Consider the following 16,565-nt stretch of genomic DNA (forward strand, 5'->3'; position numbering starts at 1 on the left):
CTCAATAAGGATAATCTGATTACAGATATCGATATATTATTTCTAACTGGTCTGGAATGAAATTTGTAAATTGATATTACTTTTTAGCGCAAATTTCAATCCTACTTAACCTTTGACAAAATCCCGCGGACATATCGCTGTTGAGCAGTGGTTTAAATATAAAAACTGGAAATGGGCGGCTTTTCAAAAAGAAGCTGCGGCTGCTTACCTTTCAGGGAAAAGCGGTCTGGTGAATGCGCCTACGGGTAGTGGGAAAACTTACTCTTTGTGGATCCCGATCCTGATCCGATACATCAATTCTTTACCCAAACAACCTGCAAAAAGGAGCAAGGGATTACAGGTTTTATGGATCACGCCGCTTCGGGCGCTTTCCAAAGACTTGTTCAGAAATATGGAAATGGCTGCGCTGGAAATGAATCTGAGCTTGCATGTGGGTGTGCGTTCAGGTGATACCAGTACGAAGGAACGAGCAAGTCAGAAAAAGCAAATGCCGGAAGCGCTGCTGATTACACCTGAAAGTCTTCATATTTTATTTGCCCAAAAAAACAGTGCAGAAATTTTCAAAAACCTCCATACCGTTGTAGTAGACGAATGGCATGAGCTTATGGGCAGCAAACGCGGAACTCAAACCGAACTTGCCCTGGCCCGGCTGAGAACGATCAACCCGCATTTACAAACCTGGGGCATATCGGCGACCATTGGAAATCTGGAAGAGGCAAAGCAGGTGCTAGTCGGGATGGATTCTGCCGAGGAGGACACCGTAATTATCAAAGCAAAAACGCAGAAGAAAATCCTGGTTGAGAGCATTCTCCCGGAGAAGGTGGAGACACTTCCCTGGGCAGGCTACATGGGAACGCGACTTATTGATTATGTTGTTGAAATTGTACGGAAGAGTAAAACAACACTACTTTTTACCAATACCCGTTCGCAAACGGAAATCTGGTACCGGATTATTATTGAAAAGTACCCCGAATTCGCAGGGATTATGGCTTTGCATCATGCTTCTCTCGACCGGGAAATCCGCGACTGGGTGGAAGAGGCGCTGCATGAAGAGAAATTGAAACTGGTTATCTGTACGGCAAGTCTTGATCTGGGTGTGGATTTTCGTCCTGTTGATACGGTTATTCAGGTGGGGAGCCCCAAAAGCATTGCGCGGTTTATCCAGCGTGCCGGACGGAGCGGGCATCAGCCCGGTGTAGCGAGCAAAATCTATTTTTGCCCAACAAACGCCCTTGAATTAATTGAAGCCGTTTCTCTTCGCGACGGGGTTGAAAAAAATATTATCGAAGACCGTCCGCCTGTTATCCACGCATTTGATGTGCTGGCACAGTGGATGATCACGCTGGCTGTGGGTGGAGGTTTTGACGAACAGCAGCTTTTTGAAGAAATTCGTAATTGCTATGGTTACCAGTTTATTAACCGTGAGGAATGGGAGTGGCTGCTGGGTTATATCACTACCGGCAGTTCGTCGCTGGTGGTTTATGATGAATACAAAAAGGTTGAGCGAATTGACGGCCGCTATGTGGTGACGAGCCGTCGGGTTGCACACCGCCACATGCTGAGCATGGGGACCATTGTTTCCGAGACGTCGTTGAAAGTTAAATTCCAGCATGGAAAATATCTTGGTTCTGTTGAAGAATCTTTTGTGACGCGCATGAAAGCCGGTGATGTTTTCGTCTTTGCCGGAATGAGTGTTGAGTTTGTCAGAATTCATGAAATGACAGTCACCGTTAAAAAAGCGGAAGGAAAAAGAGGTTTTCTGGTTAGGTGGGCGGGTGGAAGAATGCCGTTATCATCTCAGTTATCGGCCTTTATCCGCGACAGGTTGTCGGATGCGATCGATAATCCGCACAAGGAAAAGGAATTGTCTAAATTAAAACCCTTGCTGGAACTCCAACAGGAAAGATCTATCATTCCACAAACTTCTGAGTTATTAATCGAACAATGTGAGACGAGAGAGGGGCATCACATTTTCATTTTTCCGTTTGAAGGACGACTGGTTCACGAAGGGATGTCGATTATTCTGGCATACCGAATCAGCAAATTAAGTCCGATCAGTTTTTCCGTCGCTATGAATGATTACGGTTTTGAATTGTTGAGCGATCAGTATGTCGATCTTGAAAAAATAATGAAAGACGTAGATTTGTTTTCAACGAATCATCTGGTTGACGATATTTACCAGAGTGTGAATGCGACGGAAATGGCGAAACGAAAATTTCGTGAAATAGCAGCGATTGCGGGGTTGATGTTTCAGGGTTATCCCGGAAAATATATGAAAACCAAGCAGGTGCAGGCATCAAGTTCATTGTTGTTTACAGTGATGACAAAATATGAAAACAATAATTTGCTTGTAAATCAGGCCTATCAGGAGGTTCTGACTTATCAGTTGGAAGAAGTCAGGATGCGGAAAGCGCTTGACCGGATTGCAACGCAAAAAATAGTGATAAAAAAAACGAAAAAGCCGACACCTTTTTCGTTCCCTATCATGGTAGACCGGCTCCGTGAACAGCTTACTTCTGAAAAGCTGGAAGACCGGATCCAGAAAATGCTCAAACAGTATAGTGATGCAGATTGAAATAAGAGATAACCATTTTGATTTATTGATTCAAAAAGCCATTTTCTGGCAGGAAAAACAAACCCTACTCATTGGCGACTTACACCTTGGCAAAATCACACATTTCCGGAAAGAGGGAATAGCTGTTCCGCAGATTGCAGCAGAGGACAATTTTGAGCGACTGGACGAATTGGTTGAAAATACAAAGGCATCGCGAATTATTTTTTTGGGTGACCTTTTTCACAGCAAGTACAACTCAGAATGGGAAACATTTTCGGCATGGCGGGCCAAATATCATTTTATTGAAATGATTATCGTGATCGGAAACCATGATATTTTACCCGTAAGTCTGTTTTTGGAAAATAATATTGAAGTGTATAAAAATGATTTTGAAGAAGATGATTTCATCTTTACACATCATCCAAGAGTAGAACCGGACCCGCTGAAATTTGTTTTTGCCGGGCATGTGCACCCCGTTTTTACGTCGTATGGAAAGGGGAGACAGCGTTTCAGACTGCCATGTTTTGTGGTGGATAAATGTCAGGCCATTTTGCCCAGTTTTGGCGTTTTTACGGGAGGATTTGGTGTGGATTTGATTGCCGGACGGAAAATATATATGTTAACGGAACAGCGGGTTTTTGCAGTGGGGTGAATTAAATGATATAAGTAGTGTCACCCCGTTGGGGTTATGCAAGTGACAGATTGTTAAGCTGCTATAATACTGTCATCCCTTCGGGATTGTTTTATTGAAGTGAAGAGAATTTTCGCATGACACGTGCTTCGGGATTGTTTTGGATAATGCTTAAAAAGTTGCCACAAATTTTGTCTCGAAAACTGCTTCCGGATACAAACCCGAAGGGTTGAAAGTATTATAGAAACAAGCTGCTGACGAGCTACGCAAACCCTGAAAGGGTGACATCATATCTCAGGGAACTTTGATCGAATTTTTACTTTTTCTCAATCAGATGTTTCCAATACCGTTTTGGTACGTGCTGTAAATGCAGTTTGATATTCCTGCGCGACGGAATATTCACATGTTTGAAATAATCTTTCCACAACTCCTGATACAAAGTCTCAGAATCATGAAAAACTTCCTTAACAGCAGTCCCGGAACGTGTATCATCTGAAAAATTTAGCGTTATTTCTTCTACTTTTTCCTGGTCATAATAAATTCCGTACTTACGCCGGATATCGTAAATCAGCCAGTTTTGATCTGCATAACGTTCTTCGAAATGTTTGGTGAGAAGCGGAATAACATTAAAATCCGGCTCAATACCAGCATAATATAAGTCGTCCGAAGTGCGCTGAAATCTTACAAAAGCCTCCATTCGGTGTTTTTCGCGATAAACCATTTTGGAAGTCTGATTTACTTTCAAAACATCAGCATTTCCGTAAGCCAGATGTGGTGATTCGAAACCGGAAAAATAAAATTTGATACATGAAAAAATACTAAGTTCTATTCCCGGAATTTCGGACAAATAGCAGCGGTACAACTGAATACAATTTTCTTTCGGGACCTTCTTTTGTAATCCAAGCCAGACACGCTGAGCCTTTTCATCGTCTGTCGTTACTGTGATCGTCTCGGCAAAAAAATCAGATTGGCTTTCGCGGCCGGCTACTGAAAAACCAGATATCTGCCATTTTCTTGCATAAGCATCAAAAACCGCTGTCAGCAATCCGTACCAGGTTCCGTCGTAGGAAATTGTTACGGGTTTATCCGAAAAGATTGTATTGCTGCCCTCCATGAGAAAGGAATTTACTTCTGGATTCATTGAGAATAAACTGACGGATTTTAGCCTCCGTATAATCCTTGCGGTCGGTAACCGGGCTGTTACAGGTTATGAAATATTTTGCCCGGTTAACGGCAATTCCGATTTTTTTAAGATGCTCCCAACCCAATTTGTTAAACCGTCGGGCACCCACGATCTTCTGCGCCGATTGTACGCCAATGCCGGGTACTCTCAGGATAAGCTGCAAGTCGGCCGTGTTGATATCAATCGGGAAAAAATGCATATTTCGTAATGCCCAGCTCAGTTTCGGATCTATTTCAGGATCAAGATTCGGGAACTGGTCATTCAACAATTCCTGAACATGAAAACCGTAAAACCGCATGAGCCAGTCTGTCTGGTAGAGCCGGCTTTCACGTAGAACGGGCACTGCACTTCCCAGGCCGGGTAAGCGGTTATCATTGCTGATCGGCACATATCCTGAATAATAAACACGTTTCAGGTTAAAGCCCTTATAGAATTTATTTGCCGTATGCATGATATCCTTGTCTGACTCACCACTGGCGCCGATGATCATCTGCGTACTTTGTCCGGCCGGTGCAAAAAGTGGCGCAGATTTAAATATTTTCGACTCCTCAGTAGTCCTGATGATCTCTTTTTTAAGATAATTCATCGGGTCTATCATGTCTTTTATATTCTTATCCGGAGCCAGGAGTTTTAGCCCGCTTTCAGTCGGGATCTCGATATTGACGCTTAGCCTGTCTGCATACAAACCAGCCTCGTGCATAAGCTCGTCGCTGGCGCCGGGAATGGTTTTGAGATGGATATATCCATTGAACTTATTCTCGGTGCGTAATTTTTTTGCGACAGAAACAAGTCTTTCCATTGTGTAATCGGCATTTTTAAAAATACCTGAACTCAGAAAAAGGCCTTCAATATAATTTCTGCGGTAGAAGTTCATGGTCAGGTCGACCACTTCCTGAACGGTAAAGGCTGCTCTTTTGATGTCGTTGCTTTTACGCGTTACGCAATAGGCACAGTCGAAAATGCAATGATTGGTGAGCAAAATTTTGAGAAGAGAAACGCAGCGACCGTCTTCGGTATAGGTATGGCAAATCCCGCTGCCGGTTGCTTCTCCTAAACCTTTGTTATGATTCGTTCGCTTGCTTCCACTGGAAGAACAGGATACGTCGTACTTGGCCGCATCAGCGAGAATCTGAAGCTTCTCATGAAGTCTTTCCGACATATCCGTATTCTATAACGTTTGTTGATGATACTAATAGTATCACAAATATACTAATAATTTGATACTTATAATAATTTACACAATGAAATTTTAGAGAAATGGTGGGGAAGCTCCTACGGAGCCCGGGATGGAGGTTTTTATTTTGGCGCTATAAACAGGGAACTCCAAAGTAGCTGTGTAAATTAAATCGGAATAAATAATTGAATGAGATATAGTGCAAACTGATCTTTACGGTATGGAAATCAGCTGGGATCAGTGTTTCACAATTTCGGTTTTGCTATCCACATTTTTCATGAACGTGTGAATTTGACCGTAACGCTTATTCCAGGGATTGAAGAATTGCGTGATCATGGGAATGTGTTTTTTGTTTTTCAGGATTTCAAAAGGTGTCCCCGGAGCAAATTCCTGCAAGGCTTTAATGAATTTTTCATTGCTGGATGCAATCGAAGGATATGTTTTCCCACCCAGAAAAATAGTTATCGGAGGCATGTTTTGATGCAGATGATAAAGCGGTGACGCTTCTTTCCAGATCTTTTGTCCGGTGGTAAAGGTTTTCAGATACGTATGATCGCTCGGAAATTTTTCATCCAGCAGATAACCATACATATCCAGCCCAGCCGCATCGATAAGAATAATGCCTTTAATTGGATTTTCCATGTTAAGTTTCCTGAAATATTCTTCGTCAATTCCTACGAGTGCGGCCAGGTGTCCACCTGCGGAATGGCCTGAAATAAAAATTCTGTCGGGGTTTCCACCATATTCCCGAATATTTTCTTTTACCCATTTTACGGATCTTGCCATGTACTCAGCCATTTCTTTGTACGTCGCGGTTGGGCTTAATGGATAATCAGGAATAACGGTTACGATATCTTTCCTGGACCAGTTTCTGCCGAGCAAATTGTATTGAGATTTCTTACCGGAATTCCAGTTCCCGCCGTGGATGAAAATCAAAACGTCTTTGGGTGATTTTGGTCTCCGGGGCTCGAAAACATTAAGTTGCTGCTCCTGAATTTTCCCGGAAGCCGGGGCATATGTAATATTTTTGTGCGCTTTGCTGCCTGTCCATGCACAACCGGAAAGGGTAAGAAGCGCGGCTCCAAACAGGATAAAAAGAATAATAAGGGATACCCGGGTTTCTGAATTCACGATAAATGTCTTTGATGAAGATACTGAAAGACATACGTGAAAATATACTCTGTGGATTGCGGTGACGTGAGGAGGGATTGTGAGAGGGAAGAAAAAAAGGAGAAGCCAACTTTTCAAAAGGGCACGCCCTGTGTTGACTTCTCCCGGTACTTCTCAGGAAACTTTTCCTGAGCCCGAACCTTTCTCATGGCCGGGTCTTAATATCTAAACCTTTTTCGGAGGCAGGTCAAATGCAACCGCATTGTGCTCAAAATGTCCCTTGTGAGAACCGTCGCAGAATGGTTTGTTGGCAGAAAGTCCGCAGCGGCAGATCGAAAGCACTGTTCTTCCTTCCAATCCGTATGCATTTCCCTGCGCATCTACGATTTCAAAATCTCCGTCAACTTTCAGAGAGCCGTTGTTGTTAACGGTAAGCTTTACTTTTGTCATGGTGAATAATTTTGCCCAAAGGTAGCAATCCCATCGGTTGCAGAAATACCGGCAGGCTAATTTAGCATGAGTACAAATCTAATTTGGCTTCGGATACAGCCCCGGTGTGGTACCCGTCCATCTTTTAAATGCCCTGGAAAATGCGCTTAATTCATTGTATCCAAGCATGTACGAGATTTCTTTGACGTAATAATTTCCGGAACTCAGATAATGGAGTGCCAACGATTTTCTGACATCGTCCGCCAGTTCCTGATAAGAAATTCCTTCTTCTTTCAATTTACGTTGCAGCGTTCTCGGGCTGATATTAAAATTAGCCGCTATTTCTTCCAATGAAACCAGGCCGAGGTATGCGTTTGAAAGCAAGTGATTATAAATTCTGGACTGAAATGTGTTATTCGTAATTTGTTCGGACTTTTTGGTGTTGACCTTTTCCAGCAGACTTTTTTGCAACGCATAATTGGCCGTCAGGATGGGCTCATCCCAGTATTTGCTGTCAAAAGAAAGGGAATATTCATTTGGTTTCCTGTCAGGACGGCACCGGAGTATTCTCTCGTATTCCTTTAAATTGGTAATGTTGTCAGGAAATTTCACGGTTTTAGGCTGGATTTTAGTGAGCAGCAGCCCGTCGAGTTCATGGATGATGAAAACGATAAAAAAGTCCAGTGTCTGCTGAAAAGCGAAGGGGAATTCCTTTCGCTTTTTCGGATCCGGGATCAGGCGTATCGTAAATTGTTTCGTTGCCCGGGTAACTTCCATCACAAAAAAATCCGTAAGCAGAGGTGTTAAAGACGCTGCTATGGTTATGGCTCCGCCAACGGTAGTGCTGCTTTTCACGATTTCGCCCACAATCCCCAGCGCAGTTAATTGCAGCGATTCTCCAAAATGCAAACCAAAAAACATGTCGTTGCTTAAATGTGCCGCGTTCAGCCACAGGTCACTAAGCTGCTTGTGCGAAAACTTAATGTCTTCCTGATTTCTCAGATCACTTAACTCAAATCCTGCAAGCCGGCATAACTTTTCCGCCGGGATATCCCGTTGCACGGCATAGGCCAACAGGCTTAGTACGAATTGTTTCTGATGATTTTCCATAGCGTAAATATACAGTCTGGAAAATCAGGATAATAACGGTTGTCGCGAAATGACAATGAGTTGTCGCCTGATGGTAAGCGTTTGACGGGAGCCTAAATATAGTTTTGTAGAAAAAATAAACGACATGAAAACAGCACAATTCACCATCATTCTGCTCGCCGTTCTGAGTCATTTTTCAAATGCGCAAACCGCAGACAAAAGGAGTCAAAATCTTAATAAACAATCTGTTAACCAATTAAAATTAAATCGTATGGAAACGCAATCAATGGCCTTAGTGAAAGAATTTTTAAATGCAGTACAAACAGGAAATAATGAAAAGTTGGCTGCTATCCTGCACCCGGATATTCAATGGACCCAGCCTGGCGACAGCCGTGTTTCGGGTATGAAGAAGTCGGGCGGAGAGGTTTTTCAAATGGTCGGAACCATGTTTGCGGCTTCTGCCAATACGCTGACTTTGACAGAAATAAAATCGGTCACGGCTCACGGAAACAGTGTGGCGTGCCTGATTCACTGGAAAGCTACCCAACCAACCGGCAAAACGCTGGACGTAGATAACATCGATGTTTACACCGTGGAAAATGGCAAAATTGTGGAGGCAAAAATATATTCTTCCGATCTGAACCAGGAGGATGATTTCTGGGGGAAATAAGCCGGATATGAAATATAGTGCGCCAAAATCCGGCGCACTATTAACTGGTTATGATCGATAACTGTTTTCGGATAACGCGTGTCAGTTCATCGATTTTGAATGGTTTTGTCACAAAATCATCAAATTTACAATCAAGGTTATCCTGCGATGCTTGTGCAAAAGTATCGGCAGTAAACGCCACGATCGGTATTGAACTCAGGTGCGGAAATGAATGACGGATAATTTTTAAAGTCGTCATACCATCCATAACCGGCATCTGCAAATCCATGAGAATGAGGTCAAAAGTACGGTGTTCCAGCGTTGACAACACTTCCTGACCATTGTTGCAAATTTCGAATTCAGCTTCCCATTTATTCAGCAAATGTTTGAGCAGGAGCTGATTGGCAAGAATATCCTCGGCGACAATAACGCTGTAACCTTTCAAAGAAAACGGCGCCTCCTGATGCAGCTGATCTTTAACGGGAATACTTTCTCCTTTTTTGAAAGTCAGTTTTACGCAAAATCTGCTGCCCATACCAGGCTTACTTTCGGCCGTAATTTCACCCTGCATCAGCTCAGTGATTTTACGGGTGATACTAAGACCAAGCCCGGTACCGCCAAAATACTTGCTCGCGTTATTGTTATGCGCCTGTGAAAAGCTATCGAAAATCATGCTGAGTTTATCGGGAGCAATGCCAATGCCGGAGTCGGAGACCTGAATTTTCAGATCGACCTGTCCTTTGTCTTCTTTCAGGATTTCAATCTGTAATTTTACATAACCCTCCGAAGTGAATTTTAACGCATTGCCGATCAGATTGACCAATATCTGGTTCAAACGATACGCGTCACCGATAAGAATAGGCGGGATTTTATCATCAATTTCGAAGGTCAGTTGCAGCCCTTTGTCAAGTGCTTTAAACTCAAATGTCTGGAAGAGATACTGGAGTTTTTCGCGCAGGTCAAATTCGAAATTTTCAAGACTGAATTTCCCGGCTTCAATTTTTGAGAAGTCGAGGATATCATTCAGGATAACCATCAGATTATCAGCTGAATATTTGATCGTATTTAGATATTGAAGATCCTGTTCTGAAAAATCACTGGTCAGTAACAAATCCGTAAATCCAATGATCGCGTTCATCGGCGTCCGTATCTCATGGCTCATCGTCGACAGGAAATCCGATTTGATACGGGCAGCCTCTTCGGCGTCTTTCTTAGCCTGAATCAGTTCTTTTTCAACCAGTTTTCGACCCGTGATATCAATGGCAGTGCCCAAAACTTCCTGAATTTCACCTGCTTCATTGCGTTTAAAAGGCACTTCCCGCGTAATGATCCAGACATCCGAGCCATTTTTATGTTTCAGACGGAATTCTTTTTCAATAACCTCGCCGTCTTTCAGGTTATGCCGCACATGGTCGTAGTGCCTTCTGAATGCAAGCAGATCCTGATCGTCAACCACCTGCGCGAACACAAAAGCTTTGTCAGCATCGGTGTCAGCCGGGTCATATCCAAGAATTTCCCCGATCTGATGGTTATGAAAAATGTTCGTCCACTTTTCAATATCGATTACATAGATGATGTTCGGAGAAAGCTGAGCTACTTTTTGAATAAATTCTTCCTTTTCAATTAACTCCTTTTGTGCAGCTTCGCGCTGACTTTCCACCTCGAACATCTGGCTCATGGTATGGAAAGTCTTCGTCAGTTTCTCCGCATTAACTTCTGATTTTGGGAAATATTCCATCGCCCCGGCCTTCATCATTTCTACGGCAATCCGCTCGTCTCCCTGCGATGTCAGTACGATAACAGGGAGTTTCGGAACCGTCTTTTTTATCTTTTTCAGAAGTTGGAGACCGTTGGTTTTGGGCAGCTGATAATCAATAAATATGCAGGTTGGCAACCAGACTTCTAACGTCATGATCGCTTCCTCGGCATATTTACAGACCCTTATTTCCTGAATTTCAACGTTAGATTTACTGATCGCACGCCGGAATTCCATGGCATCAATCTCATCATCCTCTACCAACAGAATATTTAATGGTGTCATACGTATTTTTGAAAGAAGAGGGCTGACTTGTTATTCAGGGTATTCGCAAAGCGTCCAGTAGCTGTTCAGGGTTGATACTGCTGCAATAAAACGGTCCATCGAAAGCGGTTTCAGGATATAACCGGCCACATTCAGATTGAATGCGTCGATTTTGTCACCGTCCTCATTCGAGGTTGTCATCACAAAAACGGACAGGGAGCTCAGCTCAGGATCCTGACGGATTTCCTTTAAAAATTCGATACCTCCCATTTTGGGCATGTTAAGATCCAGCAGGATAATTCTTGGTTTTGGTGCGTCTGTTGCCGGCGATCGCAGGACTTCCAGCGCCTCCAGGCCGTTATGTGCAACCACGAGTGGATTCGAGATATTATTTTTCTTAAAAGCTCGCTTCACATTCATGATATCTACTTCGTCATCTTCAACCAGTAGGATTGTCATGGGGATAGGATTTGAAATGGACATTTGTAAAGATTGTTATAATTGGTAACTTTTTTAATGTAGATGGGTTTAACTTGTTGATGATCTTATGCTTCTGATTTTTCGTTTGGCCAGGTGAAGTAAAAGGTTGTGCCTTCCTTCATCGTCGATTCAATGCGGATTTTCCCTCCTTTTTCATCCATAATCTTTTTCACAATGGCCAAACCGACACCCGTGCTTTCAAACTCATCACGGGACTGAAGTGTCTGAAAAATTACAAAAATCTTGTCGTGAAACTCCGGACTTATACCCGGACCGTTATCCCGCACAAAGAATTCAAGACCAGATGCATTTTCCTGCCAGCCGATCGTGATTTTCACATCGGGTTTATCATTGTATTTTATCCCGTTTGAAATCAGGTTTTGCAGAATTTGGGTTAATGTGATTTTTTCAGAAACGAGTTCCAGGCCGGCATCTCCTTCGAGTTTGAATTCGATCGGTTTCTTAGCGCTGAATGTTTCACAAAGGTCGTCAACGACCGATTTTATAAGGAATTTTTCCTTGTTGGTTTTAATCCTTCCGGCTCTTGAATAGGACAGAATCCCGTTGATCAGACTTTCCATTCTGTGCACACGGCCCCGTAACAGACGGAACTGTTCTTTGGTATCACCTTCCAGAAGATCGGTGATATCTTCTTCGATCCATTCTGACAAATTATTGATCGCCCGCAGCGGCGCTTTCAGGTCATGGCTTACGACATAAGCAAACTGATCCAGTTCAGCGTTGATCCGTTCCAGATCGCGCATGTAAGATTTCAGCTTGGTTTCCGCTTCCACACGTTCGGAAATGTCGCGGATAAATGCCAAAACATATCCCTGACCGTCCGTTTCGTAATATTTGACACTGGCTTCCACCGGGAAAGTTGTTCCGTCTTCTCGTTTATGAACGCCGTTGACGATCATCTTTGAAGTTCCTTTGAGGGTTTCTACATGCTCCTGCCAGGTGCTTTCATTCTCAAACAGTTTTTCAATGGAACTGATATGGGTGCCGATGATTTCGTTCTGGCTTTTGCCAAGACGTCGGGCTGCTTCGTGATTGATAAAAAGCAATTTCCCTTTGTCGTCAGAAACCTGCACAGCCTCGCTCGACTCGTTGAACCATTCGACCATCCGGTTTATCTGTTCTTCCTGTTTTTTGCGCGAGGTGATATCGCTGACCGTGCCGATGAAACCGATAATCTTTTGGTCGTTATTTAACTGTGCCGACATGGAAACTTCCAGCCATTTTTCATTACCGTCAGCCGTTGTCAGTTTGAAAGTATCGTGGACGGATTGTGTCTGTCCGCCAAACAATGAGCCCAGTTTCCTTTGTCCGTTAGGATTTATCTGGAATTCTGTCCAGTTTTTGTCCAGACTATCCTGAATCTGATAACCTGTAACCTGCTCCCAGGCATTGTTAAGGTAAATAATATTGCCTTCTTTATCCAGCTGAATGAGCACTTCCGAAATACTGTTGGCGACTTCTTCCAGCCTTCTGTTGGTAGAAGCGGCTTCTTCTGTTTTTTCGTCTGCGATTCTTATTAATTCCCGGTTTGCTTTAAATAGTTCGGTGGAACTTTGTTCCAGAATCCGCTCAACACGGCCGATATCATCCTGAAACTCCACATAAGCCTGGTTAACGGAGGCAAGGAATTCCTGAATTCCCGGATGTTCTTCCAGTTCGGGTGGAAGCGATTTCCGGATCTGACGTTTTAAGAGGCGGTGATAAGTTATTTCCGTTGTTTCCAATATGATCAAAATTTTATAATTCCCGGAAAGTTGTGATGGTCATTGTCTGGTTGTGGAGCTCACACAGCGTATCCTGGTCAAAAGGGGCGATTTCACCGTAAGAATAAAATCCTGTAATCACAGGCTTATCCAGAACTTCGGAAACACACTCAACTTCTTCTTCCACAATCTGTTTTAACACCAGCTTCCGGCCGACACAACTTACCAGCAATGCAAATTCGGGAGATTCTCTTTTTCCGTTTTTGGCTGCCACCGCCGCTTCTTCCGCTCCATTAATAAGCCTGTCGGTATTGGCTTTCATCAACCTCACAAAGGAGCCTTCGGGGATATCGCCGGCGAATGTGAGGCTTTTCTCCTCTTCATTAATGCCAAGGATTGTCCGGACCACAGGAGCCCGATCTTCGCTGTCGCGCATGCTGAGCGGGAATAAAAGCCCGGATGACGGAAGTTCCTTTGCCTTATCACCCAGAAAAGATTTATAGAGGTCCAAAGCAGGCTGGCCGTCGATTTCGAACAAAACGTTTTCTTTGGATTTGGTAACGAGCCTGTCGAGACCGAAGCTGTCCCAGCCACCGCGGGAACCAAAACCGATCTGCAAAGCATCACCGTAGAAGCCGATAGCGGCAACAGTTTCGGTAGCTACGACGCCATCGGGTTCTATAATCACCGTTTTTGAAAAATTGGCTCCATCGCCTGCCAGTCCGCCCGTGAGTGTAACGTTTTCCGGCAACTCATCGGCTATGCCTTTGACAAGATCGGTTCCGTTAACTTTGAGACCGTCGGAAACCACAAAAACATGTTTAAGACCATCGGGCGAAAACTGAGATACCAGCTTTTTACCCGCTTCAAAACTATTGAATTCGATATCCTGCAAAGAAACTTTCGCTGATTGCATCGTAACGCTTTCGAATTCAATCGCGGTAACGATCACTTTTCCGTCTGTCACGGTTTCTCCGATAATTTCGCCCGCTGTGGAGCAGCCAGAGAAAATGGCGTTCGGATAGTTTTGGATAAGGTCTTGTACCAAAAGCTGATTTTCCAGAATTTCTCGGTCTCCGAAAGCGAAAATCAGGCTGGGATTTATTGTAAACCGGTCAACGGAATGTTCACCGGTATAGACGAGCTGTTCTATTTTCATGTTGAGTAAAAATCGTTTGAAAAACCGGAATAGGGATACAAGATAATGAAAGTTTTTGAGCTGTTAAGAAATTAGAATACAGCTATTTTTCTCACTTTTGGTTACATAATTTGTGTTGTTTTTTAGCTGATGGAAGGGAACGAAATCCCTTTGATTTTTCGGAATAATTCCACCGCGTAAAGGTCCGTCATCCCGGAAACAAAATCTAAAACGGTCTGGATTTTTGAATATTCATCGGTTGCGTTTGTGATAAATTGTTTAGGGATCAGCTCGACCAGTTTTTTTGAATAATGTGAGTTGTTATTCAGATAAGCCGGGATGAATTCTTCCAAAAGTCCGCCCATAACCTTGTAACCTGCGACTTCGATCTGCACCACGGACGAATAGTTGTAGATCTTCTTAATTGAAATCGTCTCAATGTTTTTCATAACCGAGCGCAAAGGCTCATTAATCCGGTCAATCAGACTATTGTTGAAATCTCCTGCCAGAATGGATTCCTGTTCTGTATAAAAAAGCTCAGAGCAGGCGCCGATCAGCGTATTGATTGCTTTGGCACGCAGCAAACTGATTTTGGCATCGTCATCATCAATATCCGCCAGCCGTTCTTCTATTTTTGCATCATTGGATAGCGGTAAAAGCAGCGCCGCGACGTCATTGTAAGACAGGATTTTCAGCCGGTGGGCATCTTCGAGGTCAATAATATTGTAACAAATATCATCCGCAGCTTCCACCAGATAGACGATCGGGTGCCGCTTATAAATCAGCCGTTCATTTTCGACTTTTGTTAAACCCAGCTCTGTTGCAATTTTTACAAAACCTGCCTGTTCAGATTGAAAAAAGCCATATTTTTTTCTGTAAATCTTTGACTTATCGTGCCCTGCCAGTGATTCGCAGGGATATTTTGCAATGGATGCCAGTGTGGAATAGGTTAACGCAAAACTGCCATAACCTTTTCCCGCGTACGGATGGGTGAGAATACGGAATGCGTTGGCATTTCCTTCAAAATTGGTAAGATCTTCCCACTGCGCTTCGGTTACTTTATCCTTGTAAACTGATCCGGCTCCGTTGGTGAAATAGTACGAGATGGCCGCCTCACCGGAGTGTCCGAAAGCCGGGTTTCCCAGGTCATGGGCCAGACAAGCTGCTGCCACAATATTCCCAACTTCACTGATCAGCGGAAGTTCTTCATCCAAATCGGGCCGGCTCTTTTTCAGCCGGTTATAAAAAATGCGGCCTAATGAACGGCCTACACTGGCCACTTCAAGGCTGTGTGTTAACCGGTTATGGACAAAAATACTGCCGGGTAACGGAAATACCTGTGTTTTGTTTTGAAGCCTCCTAAACGGGGACGAAAATATTAACCGATCGTAATCACGCTGAAATTCAGACCTGGCTTCTGCCTGGTCTTCGATGTTTTTGTCTTCGCTTCCCCAGCGTTTTGCCGAGAGTAATTTTTCCCAATTCATTTTACAATAAATAACGCGATGAAAATGCGGCCTGTCATTCACAATAATACAAATTAGAACTGGTATTCAGTAGTGAACGGGAGGTTAAGGAATTAAGTCAGATTCGGGAGAAAAATACCCGTTTTGCTCCATCGTAGTAAGGTGTACAAAACCCGCATCGACATCTATTGAAACAACTGAGATAATATTCCTGTCGTATTTTCTTATAAAAATGAACAATCTTTGAGCAAAATATCTGCCGAAGTACTCTATTCATGACCCAGCCGAAACATCGTTATTTTATTCTGAATAAGCCTGCCAATATGGTTTCGCAATTTATCAGCCCCGACAGTGTGGGTTTGCTTGGTGATTTGTCCTATGATTTTCCGGAGGGAACCCATGCGATTGGCCGGCTTGACAGCCATTCGGAAGGCTTGCTCTTGCTGACCACCAATAAAAAGGTGACACGGTTGTTGTTTCAGGGAGAAGTACCGCACAAGAGAACTTACATTGCGCACGTAAAGAACGTTGTGAGCGAAGAAACGCTGCATTTGCTCAGAACCGGTATTCCGATCCTGATTAAAGGAAATGTATTCTGGACTACCACACCTTGCGAAGTTGAAATTGTAGAAAAGCCGGAAGGGCTGATCAAACGCTCCCCTGAAAGGGAAGACATTCCGCACAGCTGGCTGAAAATTACACTGACCGAAGGTAAATATCATCAGGTACGAAAAATGGTGCAAACGGCCGGTCACCGCTGCAAACGACTTATCCGAATCTCCATTGAAGATATGGTACTTGACGGTCTGAATCCGGGAGAAGTCCGCGAGCTGGAAGAAGAAGAGTTTTTTCAAAAACTTAAAATTGATAATTGGCGATAAGAAGTATCTTGAATTTGACTTTTATTGTGAATAATTA

14 protein-coding genes are annotated in these 16,565 nt (G+C 43.5%); 4 read left to right on the forward strand and 10 right to left on the reverse strand.

All coding sequences use genetic code 11. From position 1 onward, the window contains the following. Positions 1-112: 112 nt before the first annotated feature. Both M1L62_RS11855 and pdeM read left to right on the forward strand, forming a co-directional pair. A complete protein-coding gene (locus tag M1L62_RS11855; protein WP_254413248.1) occupies positions 113-2,575 on the forward strand; it encodes a ligase-associated DNA damage response DEXH box helicase in 2,463 nt (820 codons plus the stop codon). Then, positions 2,565-3,206 carry a ligase-associated DNA damage response endonuclease PdeM gene (gene pdeM, locus M1L62_RS11860; protein ID WP_254413249.1) on the forward strand — a complete coding sequence of 214 codons (642 nt, stop codon included), beginning with the start codon at positions 2,565-2,567 and terminating at the stop codon, positions 3,204-3,206. The genes M1L62_RS11855 and pdeM overlap by 11 nt, the downstream gene beginning before the upstream one ends. A gap of 295 nt (positions 3,207-3,501) precedes the next feature. Here pdeM and M1L62_RS11865 read toward each other — a convergent pair whose 3' ends face one another. From M1L62_RS11865 to M1L62_RS11885, 5 genes are all read right to left on the reverse strand, one after another. Next, a complete protein-coding gene (locus M1L62_RS11865) occupies positions 3,502-4,299 on the reverse strand; it encodes a TIGR03915 family putative DNA repair protein (protein ID WP_254413250.1) in 798 nt (265 codons plus the stop codon). Then, positions 4,268-5,527 carry a putative DNA modification/repair radical SAM protein gene (locus M1L62_RS11870; protein ID WP_254413251.1) on the reverse strand — a complete coding sequence of 420 codons (1,260 nt, stop codon included), beginning with the start codon at positions 5,525-5,527 and terminating at the stop codon, positions 4,268-4,270. The genes M1L62_RS11865 and M1L62_RS11870 overlap by 32 nt, the downstream gene beginning before the upstream one ends. Before the next feature lie 252 nt (positions 5,528-5,779). After that, positions 5,780-6,673, reverse strand: coding sequence for an alpha/beta hydrolase (locus tag M1L62_RS11875; RefSeq protein WP_254413252.1), 894 nt, complete (start codon positions 6,671-6,673; stop codon positions 5,780-5,782). Between the two features lie 204 nt (positions 6,674-6,877). Then, positions 6,878-7,102, reverse strand: coding sequence for a CDGSH iron-sulfur domain-containing protein (locus M1L62_RS11880; protein ID WP_254413253.1), 225 nt, complete (start codon positions 7,100-7,102; stop codon positions 6,878-6,880). Positions 7,103-7,180: 78 nt separating this feature from the next. After that, entirely contained in the window at positions 7,181-8,191 is a 1,011-nt protein-coding gene (locus M1L62_RS11885) for an AraC family transcriptional regulator (protein ID WP_254413254.1), read from the reverse strand. Positions 8,192-8,441: 250 nt separating this feature from the next. Here M1L62_RS11885 and M1L62_RS11890 point away from each other — a divergent pair, with 250 nt between their 5' ends. Continuing rightward, positions 8,442-8,840, forward strand: a complete 399-nt coding sequence (locus M1L62_RS11890) for a nuclear transport factor 2 family protein (protein ID WP_254413255.1) — start codon at positions 8,442-8,444, stop codon at positions 8,838-8,840. A 40-nt stretch (positions 8,841-8,880) separates the two neighbouring features. On the opposite strand, the gene M1L62_RS11895 is transcribed toward M1L62_RS11890, so the two are convergent. From M1L62_RS11895 to M1L62_RS11915, 5 genes are all read right to left on the reverse strand, one after another. Further along, on the reverse strand, positions 8,881-10,860 hold the full coding sequence (locus tag M1L62_RS11895; RefSeq protein ID WP_254413256.1) for a response regulator: 1,980 nt from the start codon (positions 10,858-10,860) through the stop codon (positions 8,881-8,883). A 30-nt stretch (positions 10,861-10,890) separates the two neighbouring features. After that, the gene (locus M1L62_RS11900) at positions 10,891-11,322 is read right to left on the reverse strand and encodes a response regulator (protein ID WP_254413257.1); all 432 of its coding nucleotides are present in this window, start codon (positions 11,320-11,322) and stop codon (positions 10,891-10,893) included. Positions 11,323-11,384: 62 nt separating this feature from the next. Beyond that, positions 11,385-13,064 carry a PAS domain-containing sensor histidine kinase gene (locus M1L62_RS11905; protein ID WP_254413258.1) on the reverse strand — a complete coding sequence of 560 codons (1,680 nt, stop codon included), beginning with the start codon at positions 13,062-13,064 and terminating at the stop codon, positions 11,385-11,387. Between the two features lie 13 nt (positions 13,065-13,077). Continuing rightward, positions 13,078-14,202 carry an FIST signal transduction protein gene (locus M1L62_RS11910; RefSeq protein ID WP_254413259.1) on the reverse strand — a complete coding sequence of 375 codons (1,125 nt, stop codon included), beginning with the start codon at positions 14,200-14,202 and terminating at the stop codon, positions 13,078-13,080. Positions 14,203-14,324: 122 nt separating this feature from the next. Further along, entirely contained in the window at positions 14,325-15,668 is a 1,344-nt protein-coding gene (locus tag M1L62_RS11915; RefSeq protein ID WP_254413260.1) for a deoxyguanosinetriphosphate triphosphohydrolase, read from the reverse strand. 254 nt (positions 15,669-15,922) lie between these two features. Here M1L62_RS11915 and M1L62_RS11920 point away from each other — a divergent pair, with 254 nt between their 5' ends. Next, positions 15,923-16,528, forward strand: a complete 606-nt coding sequence (locus tag M1L62_RS11920; RefSeq protein WP_254413261.1) for a pseudouridine synthase — start codon at positions 15,923-15,925, stop codon at positions 16,526-16,528. Positions 16,529-16,565 lie beyond the last annotated feature (37 nt).

It is taken from the genome of Dyadobacter diqingensis, from assembly GCF_024220585.1.
In the GTDB taxonomy this organism is placed as follows: domain Bacteria; phylum Bacteroidota; class Bacteroidia; order Cytophagales; family Spirosomataceae; genus Dyadobacter; species Dyadobacter diqingensis.

Excerpts from the sequence above, each read along its gene's own strand:
- pdeM (WP_254413249.1), top strand. The coding sequence starts at position 2,565 with ATGCAGATTGAAATAAGAGATAACCATTTTGATTTATTGATTCAAAAA.
- M1L62_RS11895 (WP_254413256.1), bottom strand. The coding sequence starts at position 10,860 with ATGACACCATTAAATATTCTGTTGGTAGAGGATGATGAGATTGATGCC.
- M1L62_RS11880 (WP_254413253.1), bottom strand. The coding sequence starts at position 7,102 with ATGACAAAAGTAAAGCTTACCGTTAACAACAACGGCTCTCTGAAAGTT.
- M1L62_RS11885 (WP_254413254.1), bottom strand. The coding sequence starts at position 8,191 with ATGGAAAATCATCAGAAACAATTCGTACTAAGCCTGTTGGCCTATGCC.
- M1L62_RS11900 (WP_254413257.1), bottom strand. The coding sequence starts at position 11,322 with ATGTCCATTTCAAATCCTATCCCCATGACAATCCTACTGGTTGAAGAT.
- M1L62_RS11890 (WP_254413255.1), top strand. The coding sequence starts at position 8,442 with ATGGAAACGCAATCAATGGCCTTAGTGAAAGAATTTTTAAATGCAGTA.
- M1L62_RS11870 (WP_254413251.1), bottom strand. The coding sequence starts at position 5,527 with ATGTCGGAAAGACTTCATGAGAAGCTTCAGATTCTCGCTGATGCGGCC.
- M1L62_RS11915 (WP_254413260.1), bottom strand. The coding sequence starts at position 15,668 with ATGAATTGGGAAAAATTACTCTCGGCAAAACGCTGGGGAAGCGAAGAC.
- M1L62_RS11920 (WP_254413261.1), top strand. The coding sequence starts at position 15,923 with ATGACCCAGCCGAAACATCGTTATTTTATTCTGAATAAGCCTGCCAAT.
- M1L62_RS11865 (WP_254413250.1), bottom strand. The coding sequence starts at position 4,299 with ATGGAGGGCAGCAATACAATCTTTTCGGATAAACCCGTAACAATTTCC.
- M1L62_RS11910 (WP_254413259.1), bottom strand. The coding sequence starts at position 14,202 with ATGAAAATAGAACAGCTCGTCTATACCGGTGAACATTCCGTTGACCGG.